The sequence below is a fragment of the Streptomyces sp. L500 genome (genome assembly GCF_054551825.1).
On sequence record NZ_JBTOLC010000075.1, the window covers coordinates 1 to 15,939 of the forward strand.

9 protein-coding genes and 1 pseudogene are annotated in these 15,939 nt (G+C 71.6%); 7 read left to right on the forward strand and 3 right to left on the reverse strand.

The annotated features are described in order from the left end of the window. Positions 1–163 precede the first annotated feature (163 nt). The 6 genes from ACX9I7_RS31560 to ACX9I7_RS31585 are packed head-to-tail and all read left to right on the forward strand — an operon-like array spanning position 164 to position 11,814. Positions 164–3,826, forward strand: coding sequence for a PLL family lectin (locus ACX9I7_RS31560; RefSeq protein ID WP_459389258.1), 3,663 nt, complete (start codon positions 164–166; stop codon positions 3,824–3,826). Positions 3,827–3,829: 3 nt separating this feature from the next. Further along, a complete protein-coding gene (locus ACX9I7_RS31565) occupies positions 3,830–7,633 on the forward strand; it encodes a hypothetical protein (protein ID WP_459389259.1) in 3,804 nt (1,267 codons plus the stop codon). Positions 7,634–7,670: 37 nt separating this feature from the next. After that, positions 7,671–8,645, forward strand: coding sequence for a hypothetical protein (locus tag ACX9I7_RS31570; protein ID WP_459389260.1), 975 nt, complete (start codon positions 7,671–7,673; stop codon positions 8,643–8,645). 7 nt (positions 8,646–8,652) lie between these two features. Next, positions 8,653–9,384 carry a hypothetical protein gene (locus ACX9I7_RS31575; protein ID WP_459389261.1) on the forward strand — a complete coding sequence of 244 codons (732 nt, stop codon included), beginning with the start codon at positions 8,653–8,655 and terminating at the stop codon, positions 9,382–9,384. After that, the gene (locus ACX9I7_RS31580; RefSeq protein WP_459389262.1) at positions 9,381–10,295 is read left to right on the forward strand and encodes an ATP-grasp domain-containing protein; all 915 of its coding nucleotides are present in this window, start codon (positions 9,381–9,383) and stop codon (positions 10,293–10,295) included. Before ACX9I7_RS31575 ends, ACX9I7_RS31580 begins: the two co-directional genes overlap by 4 nt. A gap of 16 nt (positions 10,296–10,311) precedes the next feature. Then, positions 10,312–11,814, forward strand: coding sequence for a hypothetical protein (locus ACX9I7_RS31585; protein ID WP_459389263.1), 1,503 nt, complete (start codon positions 10,312–10,314; stop codon positions 11,812–11,814). A 218-nt stretch (positions 11,815–12,032) separates the two neighbouring features. Here the strand turns inward: ACX9I7_RS31585 and ACX9I7_RS31590 are convergent, their stop codons facing one another. Further along, positions 12,033–12,752 (reverse strand): toxin-antitoxin system YwqK family antitoxin, encoded by a 720-nt coding sequence (locus ACX9I7_RS31590; RefSeq protein ID WP_459389264.1) that lies wholly within the window; start codon positions 12,750–12,752, stop codon positions 12,033–12,035. Between the two features lie 591 nt (positions 12,753–13,343). Here ACX9I7_RS31590 and ACX9I7_RS31595 point away from each other — a divergent pair. Continuing rightward, positions 13,344–14,012: an IS630 family transposase gene (locus tag ACX9I7_RS31595; RefSeq protein WP_459389265.1), complete on the forward strand. Its 669-nt coding sequence runs from the start codon at positions 13,344–13,346 to the stop codon at positions 14,010–14,012. A gap of 70 nt (positions 14,013–14,082) precedes the next feature. Here ACX9I7_RS31595 and ACX9I7_RS31600 read toward each other — a convergent pair. Continuing rightward, positions 14,083–14,739, reverse strand: a pseudogene (locus ACX9I7_RS31600) (alpha/beta hydrolase family protein); the annotation flags it as partial. Positions 14,740–14,850: 111 nt separating this feature from the next. Next, positions 14,851–15,339 carry a GNAT family N-acetyltransferase gene (locus ACX9I7_RS31605; RefSeq protein ID WP_459389266.1) on the reverse strand — a complete coding sequence of 163 codons (489 nt, stop codon included), beginning with the start codon at positions 15,337–15,339 and terminating at the stop codon, positions 14,851–14,853. Between the last annotated feature and the right edge of the window lie 600 nt (positions 15,340–15,939).

The following is a 15,939-nucleotide window of genomic DNA, read 5'->3' on the forward strand; positions in this document are numbered from 1 at the left end:
CGCAGTGGCACCACTGCCGTCCGGGGACCGAGCCGGGGCCAGGAATTGAGGCGTACCCGAACCGGGAATAGGCTGGAACCACCACGAGCCGGCGGGCCGGAACCCCGCCCCGCCGAGCGGCATACCGCATCCCTCCACTGCGTCCACCCGCTGGGGGCGCCCGATGCACACCCACCCGGCACGGGCCCTGGCCGCCTGTTCGCCAGGGCACGGCAGACTCCACCTCTTCGTCGGCGCGGGCGACGGCTCCGTACGGCACCGGACCTTCGACGGCCGCTGGCACGCCTGGCACGCGCTGGACCGCCCCTGGCCCACGCCCGGCGCCCCCGGGTTCAACTGGCTGAGCGCGACGGCGGTCGCGGGCCGCCCGGTCGAGCTCTTCGCCCTCAGCGCCGCCGGCGAGCTATGGCGCCTGCGCCCGGGCGCCGAGGAGCGGCCGCGCTGGAGCTCGCTGGGCACCCTCGCTCGGGGCAGGGCGGCGACCGGCTTCACGGTCGTGCCGAGCCGGCCCGGCGAGGTCCACCTCGTGCTGGACACTGGCGCCGACGGTTGGGAGCTCCTGCACGCCCACCCAACCAAGGGGCCCATGGTGCTCCGTACGGGCGAGCGGCCATCCGGGCACCTCGCCGCCACGGCCACCGCACCCGGACGGGTCGACCTCCTCCTCGCCGACCCCTGCGGGCACCGCCTGCTCCGCGCCCATCTGGAGAGCGACACGCCCGGGACGCGGCAGCCACCCGCCTGGGAGACGCTCGGCCCGCTCCCCGACTGCGACGAACACTCGCTCACCTGCCTCGCCGCGACGGAGAGTGACGTCTTCCTCGGCGACCACGGCCTCCACCACTCCGCCCTGGCCCCCTGGCTCGGCTGGGAGCAGCTCGGCGGCGACCTCACCGCCCCCGACCCGACCGTCCCTCGGCTGGCCGCCCTCGCCTCCGGCGGCGGCCGCACCGACGTCTTGGCCGTCTGGGCCGGTGCCGCGCTGATGCACCGCCGCTACGACCGCGGCTGGCAGGACTGGCAGCTCCTCGACCTGCCAGAGGCGTCCACGGACAGCTACCCCGTGCTGCGCCCGGAGGACCTGGTCACCCTGACCGTCCGGAGCCGGGGCCTGCACCAGCAGACCCTGCCCGACGGCACGGTGCAACTGGTCGCCGATCCCGGCGGCGGCCATCTGCTGGTGGACGTCCCCCCGCAGCACCTGGCCGAGACCGTGGTGGAGTCCGGGCAGCCGCCCCAGGGCTTCCTCGCCGGTCCGTCGACCCTGTGCTTCGCCGTCGGCCCGGACCCGGTCACCCTCACCGTGGCCGGCCTGCTCGATGCGATGAACCGCCTGCCGCTGCTCATCGAAGCCGCCACCACCGCCGACCTGCCGGCCCGGCTCGAAATCCCCTGGAACCTGCTGCTCACCCTGCAGCCGGACGCCCGGTGCACCCACCGCACCCTGCCCTCCACCGGCACGGCCGGCGGCACCGAACTGTGGCACAGCCGGATCGCCGGCCCCGACGGGCACCTGACGGCGCACCCCCTCCGGTCCCTGGCCGACGGCACCGACCATGGCACCCCGCTGGACACCTGGTACGAGCAGATCGTCACGGCCGCCGCCCAGAATCCGGGCATCCCGCTCACCGTGGACCGGCTGGTCCTCAGCGCCTTCGGCGCCCGGTTCTCCGCCGCCGCCCACTGGCCGCAACTGGAGTGGGCCCACGACGCCGCGCTCGGCCGGGACTTCCACGTCAAGGTCTCCGTCCCCGGCGCCCTGTTCCCGTTCGGCCACCGGGCCGCCTACATCGAGGTCTCCGACCGCCGGTTCGACGGCACGAACCCGGCGGTGGCCGCCCTGCACCGCAAGGCGTTCCTGATCGTCACCGAGCCCGTCCGTGACGACTACGGCATCGGCGAGGGCGGCCCGCACGAACGCGCGTTCCCGTTCCAGCGGATCGCCATCGACCCCGGGCAGACCGAGGGCCTGGACGACGCCCACTGGCTCCCCGTGGACTCCTCGTCGACCCCGCCAAGGTGCTTCTGGCCCGCCCGGGCCCGCGTCCCGGTGGTGTTCACCCTTCAGGCCAGGGCCGGCCGACAGGACGTGGAACTGCACCTGCCGCTGCTGTTCGTTGAGGACGCCGCCACCGGCGCCGCCTACGGCGCGCTGCTCGACGGGATCTACGGGCACGGCCCGGTCACCGGAGCCTTCGCCGGGGCCTTCGACGGCACCGGCCGCCCGCTGTCCGACATCGCGGCCCGCATCCCGCTCGCCATGGCCTCGGCGACCCAGGCGATCGAGGACACGGTGCAGGAGGTGCAGTCGATGACCTTCGGCGGGCTCGGCGCCGGGCTCTCCCCCAGCGGCGTCGGCTTCTACCCGCAGGTCACCCAGCTGGCCGTGGGCCTGCCGGCGGTCCGCCAACTGCTCGGCCCGCTCCCGGCGCTCCCGGCGACGCTCACCAGGAAGCTCCTGGACACCCACTGGGGCAGCCCGATCCCTGACGCGCTGCTCGACCTGGTACCGCCGCACCCGCTCGACTTCGGGGCCGCCGGCGCCCGGGTCGGCGGACTGGCCGCGCCCAACATGCTGGTGTCGCAGGTCTCGCGCAAGCTCGGGCCGACCGTCAGCGACGCGTTCCAGACCGATCCCACCAAGCTGTTCGCACCGGACGCCAGCCTGTTCGGCGTGGTCCCGCTGAGCGAGCTCATCCAGACCGTCACCGAACCCCCGAAGCTGCTCTGGCAGCAGCCGACCACCGACCGGTCGGCGGACCTCGCCGGGCAGGACACGCCCAACCCGTCGGCGGAGCTCACATGGCACCAGGACCTGCTCAAGCCCCACCCGCCGTTCCAGCCCGGCGCCGACTGCGCGCTGGACCTCGACGTCCGGGCCCACTTGGTCGACGGGAAGCCCGAGATGCACGCCAGGGGGACGATCAGTAACTTCCAGCTGATCGTCCCCGACCAGAGCGCCTCCGCGTACATCACCCTCGCCTTCAGGTCCGTGACGTTCACCGCCGATCCCGGCAAGCGGCTCGACCTTTCGGTCCACCTCACGGACGTCACACTCGGCGGGGACCTCGGCTTCCTGGCCACCCTGCAGAAGTACCTGCGGTTCGGGGACAACGGCCCGCACATCGACCCCTCGGCCACCAGCATCACGGCCTCCTACACCGTCGCCGTCCCCAGCATCGGCCTGCTGGTGTTCAGCGTGCAGAACCTCACGGTGCAGGCCGGCGTCACGCTGTCGCTCACGGACCAGCCGATCCTCCTGGACTTCGCGTTCGGTACCCGGGAACGGCCGTTCCTGGTCACGGTGTCGGGTTTCGGCGGCGGCGGGTACCTGGAACTCGGCGTGAGCGCCGGCGGCACCGACAGCGGCCTGCAGCGCTTCACCGGCGGGATCGAGTTCGGCGCCGCCATCGTCATGGACTTCGTCATCGTCTCCGCGGAGGTGCACGTCTTCGGCGGCGTCGTCTTCGTCAAGGACGGGAAGCACACCGAGGTCACCGGATATCTGCGGGTCGGCGGCAGCATCTCCCTGCTGGGTCTGATCACCGTCTCGATCGAGCTGACCCTCGCCCTGACCTGGGACGCCGACGCCGGCTCGCTGAGCGGCTCGGCGCGGCTCGTGATCACCGTGGACCTGACCTTCTTCTCCAAGTCCTTCACGCTGGAGTGCCACAAGTGCTTCGGCAACTGCCCGTCCTCCGCCAGACCGCGCGGCGCCCTACCCGGCGCCGCGACCGCCGCGGACCCGTCGGTCCGGGCCGCGCTCGGGCCGCAGGGGCAGTCCTTCCCGTGGCAGACCTACTGCCGGGCGTTCGCAAGGGAGTGAGCCATGCCATCGGCCAGCCCGAAGAGCCCGCACGACCCGATGAACCCGAACGCCCCGCTGAGCCCGGCGGACCTGCAACGGCAGTTCGTCTGGACGGTGCTCCCCGCAGGGCGGGTGGCGGCCGTGCCCGGCCAGTCCGCGCCGATGGCGCTGCTGTCGGTGCTGCTGACCCCGCGCCTGCTCGGCCCGGACGCCACCCCGCTCACCGTCACGGACTTCGGGATGCAGGACTGGCCGAAGCGACTCGCCGGGGTCGGCTTCGACGTCCGCCGCGCCGGGCAGCCGCTGCCGTCCGTGCGGGTCCCGTACACCACCCTCGACGGGAGCACCGTACAGTTCCCACCGGACCGCCAACTCGCCGTTTGGCAGGCGCTGTTCAGCGCAACCATGCGGGTGGAGCCGTACCGGCCCACCAGCTACGACGGACGCGCCACCAACGCCTTCCCCGCCGGCCAGGCCGGCACCGACGTCAAGGGCATCTACACCGCCACCGCCCAGGCCCACGCCGCGCACCGCAACGCCTCGCCGGAGAGCGACCCGGCCCTGCGGGCCGCGTTGCGGGCGATCGGCGAGCAGTGGCAGCCCGGTCTGCTGGCGCCCGCCGGAGCTCCGCCCGACGCCGCCCGGCCCGACGCCACCCCGTCCCTCGCCCGGGCGTACGCCTTCTACCGGCGCGAAGCGCAGACCACCACTCCGCCGGCCGGGCGGACGGCCTCCCCTCCCGGGCCCGAGTTCCACCAGAGCGTCGCGTACCTGGCCGACCACCCCGTGGTGCTGCGCGCGCTCGGCCTGCTGGTGGACCTCGCCGTCCCCACCGCCGGGCTCACCCCGGTGGACCAGTCCCACCCGGCGGAGCTGAGGGTGACGCCGCTGTGGCCCGACCCCGACCCAAACCCGACGACGGGCTGGACCGGAGCCCACCAGAACGACCTCTCCCCCGCCACCGCCTACACACTCAGCGGCACCCGCTTCGTCCCCGCCTCCGTCGACGGCCCGACCTCCACCGGTTTCAGCGACGGCCTCCTGCCACTGGCCGGCGCCGGCCTCGCGCCCTCCGCCAACCCCCGGTTCGAGCTGTTGGCCTTCGACGTGGACGATGCCGCCCTGCGGCTGGTCAGCACCGCCCGGTCGGACGCGACCCCGGGCTCGTCCGAGGGGACCTCCCCGGCCCCGGCCGGAGCGCTACCCGCCCTCCACTCGGCGGGCTTCGCCCTGGTGGACCGGGCGCGCCAGGACGAGCACCGCAAGCAACTCCAGCGGGCGCGGCAGCGCGCCACCCCGGCCGGCCTGACCGCCGCCGCCCTGCTGGCGGACTCCCTGCTCGGCGGCTACCGGATGGACGTCTTCGACGTCAAGCACGGGATCTGGCACTCGCTGTGCCGACGGCGAGTGCACTACACCGTCGGCGGTGTGCCGCTGGTGACCGGCGGCCTGCTGGACGAGGGCTACCTGCGACCCGGCCCGGCCGTCACCGGCTTCGGCGACGCCGACGCGCTGTACCTGCATGAGATCGTGGCGCGCTGGGACGGCTGGAGCCAGGTGGCCCAGCGGCCGGAGCGGGTCACCGCCACCGGCGACTCCGGGCCGCTGCCGGTGGCGTCGGCCCTCGACACGACGGTGGAATGCGACCTCGGTTCGCTGCCGCGCCTGCGGTTCGGCCGAACGTACCGGTTCCGGATCAGGATCGCCGACCTCGTCGGCGGCGGGCTGCGCGCCGAGGAGGTCACCACCACCGAGGCCCGGTCAAACCCGGTCGGCTACTACCGCTTCGAGCCACTGTCGCCCCCGGAGTTGGTGCCCACCCGACAGTGGGACGACGGCGACGGACAGGACCGGATGGTGATCCGCAGCGATCGCGGTACCTCGGCGGCCGACTACGCGGCCCTCCACGGCTACCGTCCCTACGACCTGCGGCACCTGCTGCCGCCGAAGTCCTCGCTCGCCCTGGCGATGCAGTACGACGGCGCCTTCGACGCCGCGCTGGGCCCGGCGGCGCCCGACACCGTGGTGTCCGGGCTGTTCGACGTCGCCACCTTGGCCGACGGCGAGCTCACCGACATCCCGAACTCGCAGACCATCCCCGCCGGACCGACCGCGCCGTCCCCGTATGTCATCGTGCCCGAGGCCGACGCGGCACTCCCCTGGCTGGCCGACCGGAGCGGCGTGTGTGCCGCTCTGAAGGCCCGGCCCCGCCCGATCGACCCCGCCAACGGACGACCCGGCACGATCGACCCGCCCGACAAGGACGTACTCGCCATCTGGCAGGGCACCTGGCCCAAGCTGCAGACCGCGTCCATCCGGCTGGAGGCGGCTGCGGGTGGCTGCAAGGTCAGCCGAGCGGACCCGCGCCACGTAACAGTCGCGCTCGGCCCCACCGAGCAGGTGACCTTCGACATCCCGTCCTGCCCCAGCTACGACGACGTCGGCCTGTTCGGCATCGCATTCTGGCAGGGCGTCGACCCGGGCGTGCCGCACAAGCCGGAGTTCCAGGACATCGTCGCCGGCCGGAACCGTCTGATCACGCCGACGCGCACGGTCACCCTGGTGCACGCGGTGCAACGCCCCCTCACCGACCCACACGGGCAGCTGACGGCCCACCGGGCGCCCGGCGACCGCGACACCGTCCTCGGCCCGGAGAGACTGGCGATCGACATCCCGAGCACCGGGCGGATCGACCTGCACGCCGAGTGGACCGACCAGGACGACAACCCGCCCGCCGCACCGACCACCACCCGGCGGACGGCGCACGTCGGCTCGTACGAAGTCCAGCACCTGGCGCAGCTGGAGGCACTCCCGGTGATCCGCCAGGAGTTCGGCGACACCCGCCACCACCACGTGAGCTACGCCGTGACGGCTGTGTCCCGCTTCGAGGACTGCTTCGCCCGCGTCCTCGCCTCCGACCCCGGCGCCTGCACCGCCGCCGGGCAGCTCGCCGACCTCGACGTGCCGAGCACCGTACGCCCGCCTGCCCCTCAACTGCTGCGCTGCGTCCCATCATTCGGCTGGACCCGGACCACCGACGGGCAGCAGTCGCTCACCCGGCTGCGCCAGGGCGGCGGCCTGCGGGTCTTCCTCGGGCGGCCCTGGTACGTCTCGGGCAACGACGAAGCCCTGGCGGTGCTCACCTTCCCGCCCGGACCGGTGCCCCCCGACGCCCTGCGGTACGTCTCCGTCGCCGGCCGCGACCCGATCCGGGACACCGGATCCCCGCCCGCCGTCCTCACCGCCGCCCAGGTCAACGCGGTGCAGCGGGCTCAAACCGCCCTCCCCGAGCTGCAGCGCCAGCTGGACGCCGCTCTGTACCCGCTCGAGTTCGACGCCGAGGGAGACTGCTGGTTCGCCGACCTGGACCTGGCGCCGGTCGTCGCCGCCTCCTACTTCCCGTTCGTCCGGCTCGCCCTGGCCCGCTACCAGCCATACACCCTCACCGGTCTCCCCGCCCTCTCACCGGTGGTGCTCACCGAGCCCGTCCAACTCGCCCCGCAACGGCGGCTGACGGTCACCCGGAGCGCCGGGCGGGCGGGCGTCGTCCTGGAGGGCCTCGGGCCGGGCGGGGCCGGGACCGCCGTCCGGACCGAACTCCAGGTCCAGGACCCAGGGGTGCCGGCCCCCGACGGCGTCTCCGGCTGGTCCACCGTGCTGACGGCCTCCGCCGTGCTCGGGCAGACCGCCGCGATAAGTGTCCCGGACACCGGGCAGCGGGCCCAGCGCCTGGTGGTCCGGGAGTTCGAGATCCAACCCGCGCCCGCAGGCAGCGCCATGGGGCGACCGGTCTTCCTCGACGTCGTACCGCTCGGAACGTGGTGACGGTCGCCACCGCACCCCCGCGACAAAAAGAGGGATCATGGCAGACATCTTTCCCGACACCGGCCAGATCCGGCTGGCGCACCTCGCCTCCACCGGGGTGTTCCCCTTCGTGGTGGACCAGGTCGCGGAGGCCTGGGCCCTGCTGGTGGTGGCCCTCGGACCGGACTGCGCACCCCTGGGCGCGCGGCCACCGCAGATCGAGATCCAGGCGGACAGCGGGCCGCTCACCAGCATCCCGGAGGCGCCCGCCACCGCCTCGATCGTCGACAAGGCGTTGAAGGAGGTCGGGACCGCCTCCTGGACCAGAGCCGGCTTCGACGTCTTCACGGTGAAGATCACCATCACCAATCCGGCCGACCGCCCCTGGGCCGTGCGGTTCACCAACACCGACCCGGTGGAACTCGGCTTCGTCTGGTCCACCGCGTCGAGCCCCGAGAAGGCCGCGCAGCCCCGGATCGTCATGGACACCACCCCGCTCCGGAGCACCGTGATCGTGGGCGCGGCCCTTCCGGAGATCTCGATCCCGATCTCCAACATCGGCACCGGACCGCTGACCATCAACGGCAGCGGCGACCAGCCCATGGGCGCGGGCTACGTGTTGAAGAGCTTCGTGACCCCCCTCCCGCCCAACAGCTGCGACCACCTCCAGATCGGGGTCACCGCCGCATCCATACCGCCCGTCACCAGCACGGTGACCGCCACCTTCGTCCTGGACTGCAACGATCCGGTGGAGAAGGAGGTCACCCTGTCGCTGGCCCGCACGGAGAAGCCCAAGGAGGCCAAGGAGCACAAGGACGTCACCAAGGAGGACAAGGAGCAGAAGGACCATAAGGATGACAAGGATGACAAGGAGAACAAGGACGCGATCAAGGAGCACCCCGCTGAGCGCGCCGACCAGGCTGCTGAAGCCGTCCCCCCACCCGAGCACTTCATCCCCCCGGCGCAGCGCCCCGACCTCGCGGACAGCGCCCTCCGGAACGAACCCCCCGAGCCGGGGCGGACCGAAGGGTAGGCGCCCCATGTGGCTGGTGCTCTGCGACCCGGCAGACCGGGCCGCCGTGTGGGCCCACCGAGGACTGCGCGAACGCGGGCTGGCACCGCTGGAACTGCTCTCCCCACAGACCCTGCTCGGCTCCACCAGGACGGCGCACCGCGTTGACCGCCTCGGTGCGCGCTTCGAACTCACCCTGCCCGACGGGCGCGTCCTGGACAGCCGTGACGTCGACGGCGTGCTCAACCGGGTGGCCTCCGCGCCCTTCGGGTACCTGCCGTTCACCACGCACGCCGACGCCAGGTACGCCGCCCAAGAGCTGAGCGCGCTCCTGCGCAGCCTGCTCACCTGCCTCACCCCGGTCTCCGTCAACCCGCCCGGCGGGTACGGGCTGTGCGGAGCCTGGCGCTCGGCCGCGGAGTGGACAACGCTCGCGATCAGGGCCGGGCTGCCGGTCCCGTCGGCCCGGATCTCCAGCAGCCCCGACGTCGAGCCGCGCAGGCCCTCGGCCGGGCGCGGCGACGTCCTGGTACTCGGGGAGCACGTCTTCGGCGCGCCCGCAGCCGAGGACGAGGAGCCGTATGTCCGGCTCGCCCAGCTCGCCGAACTCGATCTGCTCGGCGTCGACCTTCACCGCGAGAACGGGGAACCGGCGGTCTTCGCGGGCGCGAGCCCGCTGCCCGACCTCCGCCCGGGCGGCGATCCCTTCCTCGACCGCCTGCTCAAACACCTCACCGCGCTCTCGCCGGGTGCGCCGTGATCGTCCTCTGCGGCATCGCCAGCGAGCCGCCGATCGCCCGGGTCACCGCCGAGCTCGACGCGCTCGGCCTGCCGTTCGCCATGCTCCACCAACGGCGTTTCCAGGAGCTGCCGTTCGACCTGGAGGCCACCGGCACCGCCGTCCGGGGGCGGATCCCGTACGACGGCGGATCCGTCGACTGCGCCGACGTCACCGGCGTCTACCTCCGGCTGATGGACTGGCGCAGCCTCCCCGAGGTCCTCGGGGAGGGCGAGTCCACGGTGCGCAGCTGCGAGTCCTGGCACGCGGCCGTGAGCACCTGGTCGGAGCTCACCCCGGGCTGCGTGATGAACCGGGAGAGCGCGATGGCCTCCAACATGTCCAAGCCCCACCAGGCCCAGCTGATCCAGCGGTCCGGATTCCTCATCCCGGAGACGCTGGTGACCAACGACCCGGACGCCGTCCAGGAGTTCAGGAAGCAGCACGGCGAGTTGGTCTACAAATCGATCAGCGGGGTCCGCTCGATCGTCCGGACCCTCGACCGGCAGGCCCTCGACCGGCTGCCGCTCATCCGCTACTGCCCGGTGCAGTTCCAGCGGTACGTCACCGGTACCAACGTCCGGGTGCACACGGTCGTCGACCAGGTGTTCGCCACCCGGGTCGAGACCGACCGGGTCGACTACCGCTACGCCCACAGCGATGGCGGTCACACCGAACTCTCCGCCTGGCAGCCCCCCGACGACCTCGCGGAGCGCTGCCTGCGACTGGCAACACGACTGGGGCTCGAACTCGCCGGCATCGACCTGATGCTGGCCGACGACGGCGAAGTCTACTGCTTCGAGGTCAACCCCTGTCCGGCCTTCACCTACTACGAGGCCCACACGGGCCAACCGATCGCCCGTGCCGCCGCCCTGGCCCTTGCCCGGCACTGAGGAGAAGGAGACTCCGATGGCCCAGCTCGTCCTCACCGGCCAGATCCAAGGCCAGACCAGCACCCAGTGCAACTTCACCATCGCCGTCAACGGCGGCGCCCCGGTCGGACCGGACAGCGTCGTCCTGGACCAGTCGATCTTCGCCATCCCGGACACCGACGCGGCGATCGACATCGAGGCGGACGCCGTCGACCAGGCCAAGTACGGCACGCTCACCGCCCACCTCGACATCGACTCCACCGGCACCGTCCAGGCCACCTTCCCCCCGGTGAACAGCAACTGGCCCGATCCGACCGTCACGTCCTCGGACGTCGGCCAGACCATCGCCATGACCGCCTTCTTCGCGCCGCTCCGCGACGCCACCGAGCAGGCGCGGGTCAGCCTGGCCCAGACCGGCGACGACTACCCGGGCAGTCCGCCCGCCCAGCCCCCCGGCGACATGAGCTTCCGCACCCCCGGCGTCTCACTGCCACCGCTGGTCTACGGGGTTCCCTCGGCTATCGACACCACCGTCATCGCCTCACCGGCGATCGGCAGCGGCAACATCCAGGTCCAGACCCAGACCGTGTCGCCCTTCGCCGAGACCGTCGTCCTGCAACTCCCCGGGATCTCCGCACCGCAGCTCGTCGCCGTCCACTGGCCGGACGGCGTCCCCCGCGACCCGGGCGCGCCGCCCGCCCCCTTCCTGGTCTACTGCCACGCCGGCATGGCCCAGAACTCCCCGCAGTTCTACGACGACCCCCGCGACCGCCACGACCCGGTCACGGGCAACACCTACCCCTTTGGCTGGGACTACCAGTTCCACGGTTTGCTCAACTACCTCCAGTACATCGACGACCCCTTCCTCACCAACCCCTTCGCCAAGGGCCTCGGACTCCAGCTGACGGCCTCCGGACGGAATGTCGTGCTGGTCCTCCCCCTGATGCGGGTCGCCGGCAACCCCTGCAACGAGATCGGGTCCTTCGCCGACGCCGCCTTCCTCCAGGAGTACCTGCCGGAGATCCAGGCCTTCATGTTCCGGCGCAAGGGCAACTTCCAGTTCGGACCGATCGGCCGACTCGGCATGGCCTCCTTCAGCAGCGGCCACGCAGCCCTGACCTGCTTCCTCGGCAACGCCACCAACCAGGCCCACTCCCTGTACCTGGACACCCTCCAGGAGGTCTACCTGTTCGATCCGCACGCCGACCTGGTGTCCGAAACCCTCCTGCCACTGACCCAGGTCGCCGCCTGGGCCGCCCGCGGCAGCTCCGGGACCAAAGTCGCCCGCCTCTACACCCAGAACGACCCCGCCCAACTGGCCCCGCTGCTCCGCCAGCTCGGCGTCGCCGCCCCAGGCCCCGCCCCCTTCGACGCCGCCACCCCGGACGACCGCAACTCCCTCACCTCGCTCCCCCTCGCGGCGTGGAACTCCCTGGCCCTCAAACTGGGCAGCACCGTCCCCTACGCCAACACCGGCCAGGTGCACCAGGTGGTCTCGGCCCTCATGCTCACCGACGCCCTGCGCCGCAGCCAGTTCTGAGGCACACGCGCGCCTCAGGAAGTGTTCTTGAGGTCGGCGGCGAAGCGGGCCGGACTGTCTGACGTACTGGTCGTCGCCGCTCTCCGATGCGACCCAGTGCGCCGCGAGCCAGGAGTGCGAGGCGGCGTCGACGCCGACGGCCACGGAGCCACGGAGCCACGACGGGCGTCACTCACGCCGGCTCGCCGAACGAGCGCTCCAGTGATCCTGCCTAAGGATCAGGCCCGGCGCGTCACGTGATCCATGATCAGCTCACCTACGGCATTCCAGCGCTTTCTCGACATCTCCCGACCGTTCTCATCGAAAACGACCACTTCCGACGGCCGGCCGTTGGCATGCCAGTACCGCCACTCACCTACCGCGGCACCCATGATGGTCACGCCCTCGGCCCGCTTGGTCCCGTCCGGCCACCACTCCTGCTGCCGCCCGTGCTCGATGCCCGAGCAGTAGGTGCCGAGCAGCTCGGTGTGCCCGTTGTCCGCGACTTCCTCGACCTCCCCAGTGAACAGTTCCCCTGCGTGACAGGTGCGTCCGTACTCGTCCAAGTAGGTCTGATCGCCTTTGATACGCATCGCCCGTACTGAAGCCGGCGTCGCCCCGAGCGGTTTCGCCGGCGGCTCGGCACCACCACGAGCCTCGATGGTGGGCCCTGACTCGCGCTCGGCGGCGCGCTGCCCGCGCGCTGCGAACTTGCGCCTGAGCTCTGCGCGCCAGCGCGCGGCGTTGCTGCCGTCCAGTTGCCCGGCGAAGGCGGCACGGGCGGCGTCGACAAGTTCGGCAGGGGCCCCCGGACCATACTTGGCGATCTCCCACAGCGCGTCATCCGTTGCCATGTCGAGGCCAGTGCAGGTCCGCAAACCCTGGCCACTGAGCACCTCTTCCAGCACGGCGCCGAAAGTCCTCCTCAACTGGTCCTCGGCCGGCCAATCACCGAGCATGGACCCACCCCTCCCTGAAGCGAACGAACTGTCCCGTCCCTGTACGACGCCCGGCGCGACCGGGCGGGTTCCCGCCGCCGTCACCGCTCGCATCCTGCCGAACGATCCACCCGGCGACAACAACGCCGTCGAGCCGAAGCTCGGTAGTTGTCACATATTGATCTGAAACGGTTTGGGTTTTGGGTCGTTGGTGGGGTGCGAGCGATCTGGTGGGGGACGCGCGGCATCTGTCGCCGTCGGTGCAGGAGGCCCTGCGACTACGGGCGGTGGCTGCGTTGGTGGCGGGGCGGGACCGTGAGGACGTGGCAGCGGTCTTCGGGGTGTCACTGAAAGCGGTCGACAAGTGCTGGCCGAAGTGGCACGCCGGCGGCCGGGAGGCGTGGCCATGCGGCCGCGGGGCAAGCCGGTCGGGGTGCACCAGGTGCTCGGGGAGGCCGAGCAGGCCGCGGTGCGGCAGGCCGTCCTCGACCACCGGCCCTGTGACGTGGGACTTTCCGGGCAGTTGTGGACGCGGCGGCTGATCGGTGACCTGATCGCGAAGCTGTACCGGGTACAGCTGACCGAACCGGGGGCGGGCAAGTACCGGAGGCGTTGGGGGGCTGTCCTTCCAGCGTCCGGACAAGCGGGCCGTCGAGCAGCACCCGGAGGCCGTGCGCCGCCGGCACGAGGAGACCTGGCCGGCGATCCGGGGCGAAGGGGAAGAGGGACGGCGGCGAGATTCTGTTCGCCGACCAGGTCGGCATCCGCTCCGACCAGGTCACCGGCCGCACCTGGGGCGAGAAGAGCAGGACACCCGTCGTGCGGCGGAGCGGGAACCGGTTCTCGGTGAACGCGATGTCGGCGATCAGCACCAAGGGCCGGATGCACTTCATGGTCTTCACCGAGAGCTTCACCGCCGAGGTGACGTGCCGTTTCCTGGACCGGCTCGCCGGCCACGTCGACCACAAGGTCCACCTCGTCGTCGACGGGCACTCCGCCCACCGGTCCAAGAAGGTCCGCGACTGGCTCGCCGCCCACCCCGACGACGTCGAGCCGCACTTCCTGCCGCCCTACGCACCCGAGCTGAACCCCGACGAGTTGGTCAACGCGGACCTCAAGCACAGCCTGCCCAAGCAGCACCGGGCCCGCGACCAGGCCGAACTCACCGCCGAGACACGCCGCTTCTTCCACAGACGCCAACGCCAGCCACACATCGTCCGCGGCCACTTCGGCGGCCCGCACGTCCGCTACGTCCTGGACGAGGACCCCATCAGTTTCTGATCAATAGGCCGCGAGGGCTCATGGGCAGGGCTCCGCCCCACCCGTCCGAGCGGACTCCCCCGATCACCGGTCACTTGCCCTGCATGGTCCAGGCACCGCCCGGGGCAGTGGGGTCGTCGCGCAGCGCCGCCCAGGCGGCGCTGTCGGCCTTGAAGGCGTCGAGGAGGTAGGCGGAGACCGCGTCCGCGACGAGGGCGACGCGGGCCGGGTCGTCGTCGGTGGTCTCGGCGACCTGTTCCCCTGCGACACCGCCCAGCGTGTGCTCGCCCTCGGCGATGGTGAGCAGGTTCTTCGGGGCGGGGCTGAGGTGGTAGGCGTCGGTGAACCAGTCCGGTCCGCGCGTGGACAGCGCCGACTGGTCCTTGCCACCGGCGATGACCAGTGCCGGGGCGGTCATGGTGGAGTAGTCCGGCCTCATGAAGGGCAGGTGCTCGGCCGCGAACGGGGTGAGCGTCTCACCGGTTCCGGTCGCCGCGATCAGCGCGCCCGCCCGGACCAGGGGGTGCGAGAAGTCCTCTCCCGGCACGCCGTCGGCGTCGAGGACGCGGGCTCCCAGGAGCGTACCGACGCTCTGGGCACCCCACGAGTGCCCGACGGCGGCGATGCGGTCACGCCGCACCCGCGCGCTCAGGCCCTCGATCGCGGCCAGCACCTCGTCGAGGTGGTCGAGGACAGCATGCAGGTCGGCGACGCGCACCCGCCTGACAGGCCGCTGGCGCAGGCGATCCCCCCGCCAGGGCAGAGGCGACGGCACACACGGAGCGCGCGGCGTCCAGCGGCTCCTGCGTGCCGGCCACCACGCAGGCGAAGCCGGTGCCCTGCGAACTGGCACACCGCGTCATTCCGAAGGAATGCGAAACTCGAATTTGGGACGGTCCCACGGCACGGCGGGCGGATTCGCGAGCGCGGTCCCGGTCCGCACTGCACCAACGCGGTGGTAGAAGTCCTCGGCGGGAAGATGCGACACGACCTTGACACGGTCGAGCCCGGCGGCACGGGCCTCGGACTGCATGTGCGCGACGAGTAGCCGTCCAATACCACGTCCTTGCGCTTCGTCGGCGACGAACAGCAGGTCGAGCTCCGGTGGAGCGAGGACGAGCGAGTAGAACCCGATGATCCGGTCTCCATGCTCATCGGCGCCGACGGCTACGAAGGCGCGGTGGGCTTCGATGTAATCAGGACCGACCCGGTAGCCCGCCACTGCGGCTGCGTACTTACCCTCGTAGGCGCCTGAGCCACGCACGAGCCGCGTGAGCCGTTTGGCATCCCGCACGACCGCCCTCCGTATCGTGATCGGCCGGCTGATCGGGGAAGTACGTGAACTCATCGGGAGAGTATTTCGCACCGAGGAGTGCCTTCCTGCGGTGGGTCGGCGCTCGGGCAGGCGTTCCTGCACCACTCCTGGGAACCACTCGTGCGAGCGCAACCGATCTCACGCCGAAGCCGCGCCGCATCGCTCCGGTGCGGCTTCGGCGTCTCACGGCTCTGCGCGGAGGTCCCCGTCAGAACGGCTTCCGGCGGGCCTCGCCGTGTCACCCGCTATCACACAGCTATCACGAACTGGGCGGACCCTCTCGGACCAGTAGACCCTGACCTGCGATTTCATGCCCGCGATTGACTGGTGTAGACGCCCCTGGAAAGTCCCTACAACCTGTGCCATGTGGTACCCAAGACGCTCCCCGGCCATCCAGTGCCGGGCACCGCCAATGCCTGCTCGCCTGCGCGACCTGCGCAGTCAGAGCCGGGACTCGCTCGCAGGCGGGGACAGAGGGACAACGGGCACCTCGACAACTGCAGGAGCCTTCGAAACAGCTCTGAGCACGCAGTCTGATCACGTTGCAACACCGGGAGACTTCAAGATCTCCGGCAGAGCCAGGTGCTCAAATCTCAGGCCTGGCTGCCGCTGCCCAGAGATGAGGCTCTTGCT

Bases quoted from the DNA above. Each gene is read 5' to 3' on its own strand.
- ACX9I7_RS31570 (WP_459389260.1), top strand. From the start codon at position 7,671: ATGGCAGACATCTTTCCCGACACCGGCCAGATCCGGCTGGCGCACCTC.
- ACX9I7_RS31560 (WP_459389258.1), top strand. From the start codon at position 164: ATGCACACCCACCCGGCACGGGCCCTGGCCGCCTGTTCGCCAGGGCAC.
- ACX9I7_RS31590 (WP_459389264.1), bottom strand. From the start codon at position 12,752: ATGCTCGGTGATTGGCCGGCCGAGGACCAGTTGAGGAGGACTTTCGGC.
- ACX9I7_RS31565 (WP_459389259.1), top strand. From the start codon at position 3,830: ATGCCATCGGCCAGCCCGAAGAGCCCGCACGACCCGATGAACCCGAAC.
- ACX9I7_RS31575 (WP_459389261.1), top strand. From the start codon at position 8,653: ATGTGGCTGGTGCTCTGCGACCCGGCAGACCGGGCCGCCGTGTGGGCC.
- ACX9I7_RS31605 (WP_459389266.1), bottom strand. From the start codon at position 15,339: ATGAGTTCACGTACTTCCCCGATCAGCCGGCCGATCACGATACGGAGG.
- ACX9I7_RS31585 (WP_459389263.1), top strand. From the start codon at position 10,312: ATGGCCCAGCTCGTCCTCACCGGCCAGATCCAAGGCCAGACCAGCACC.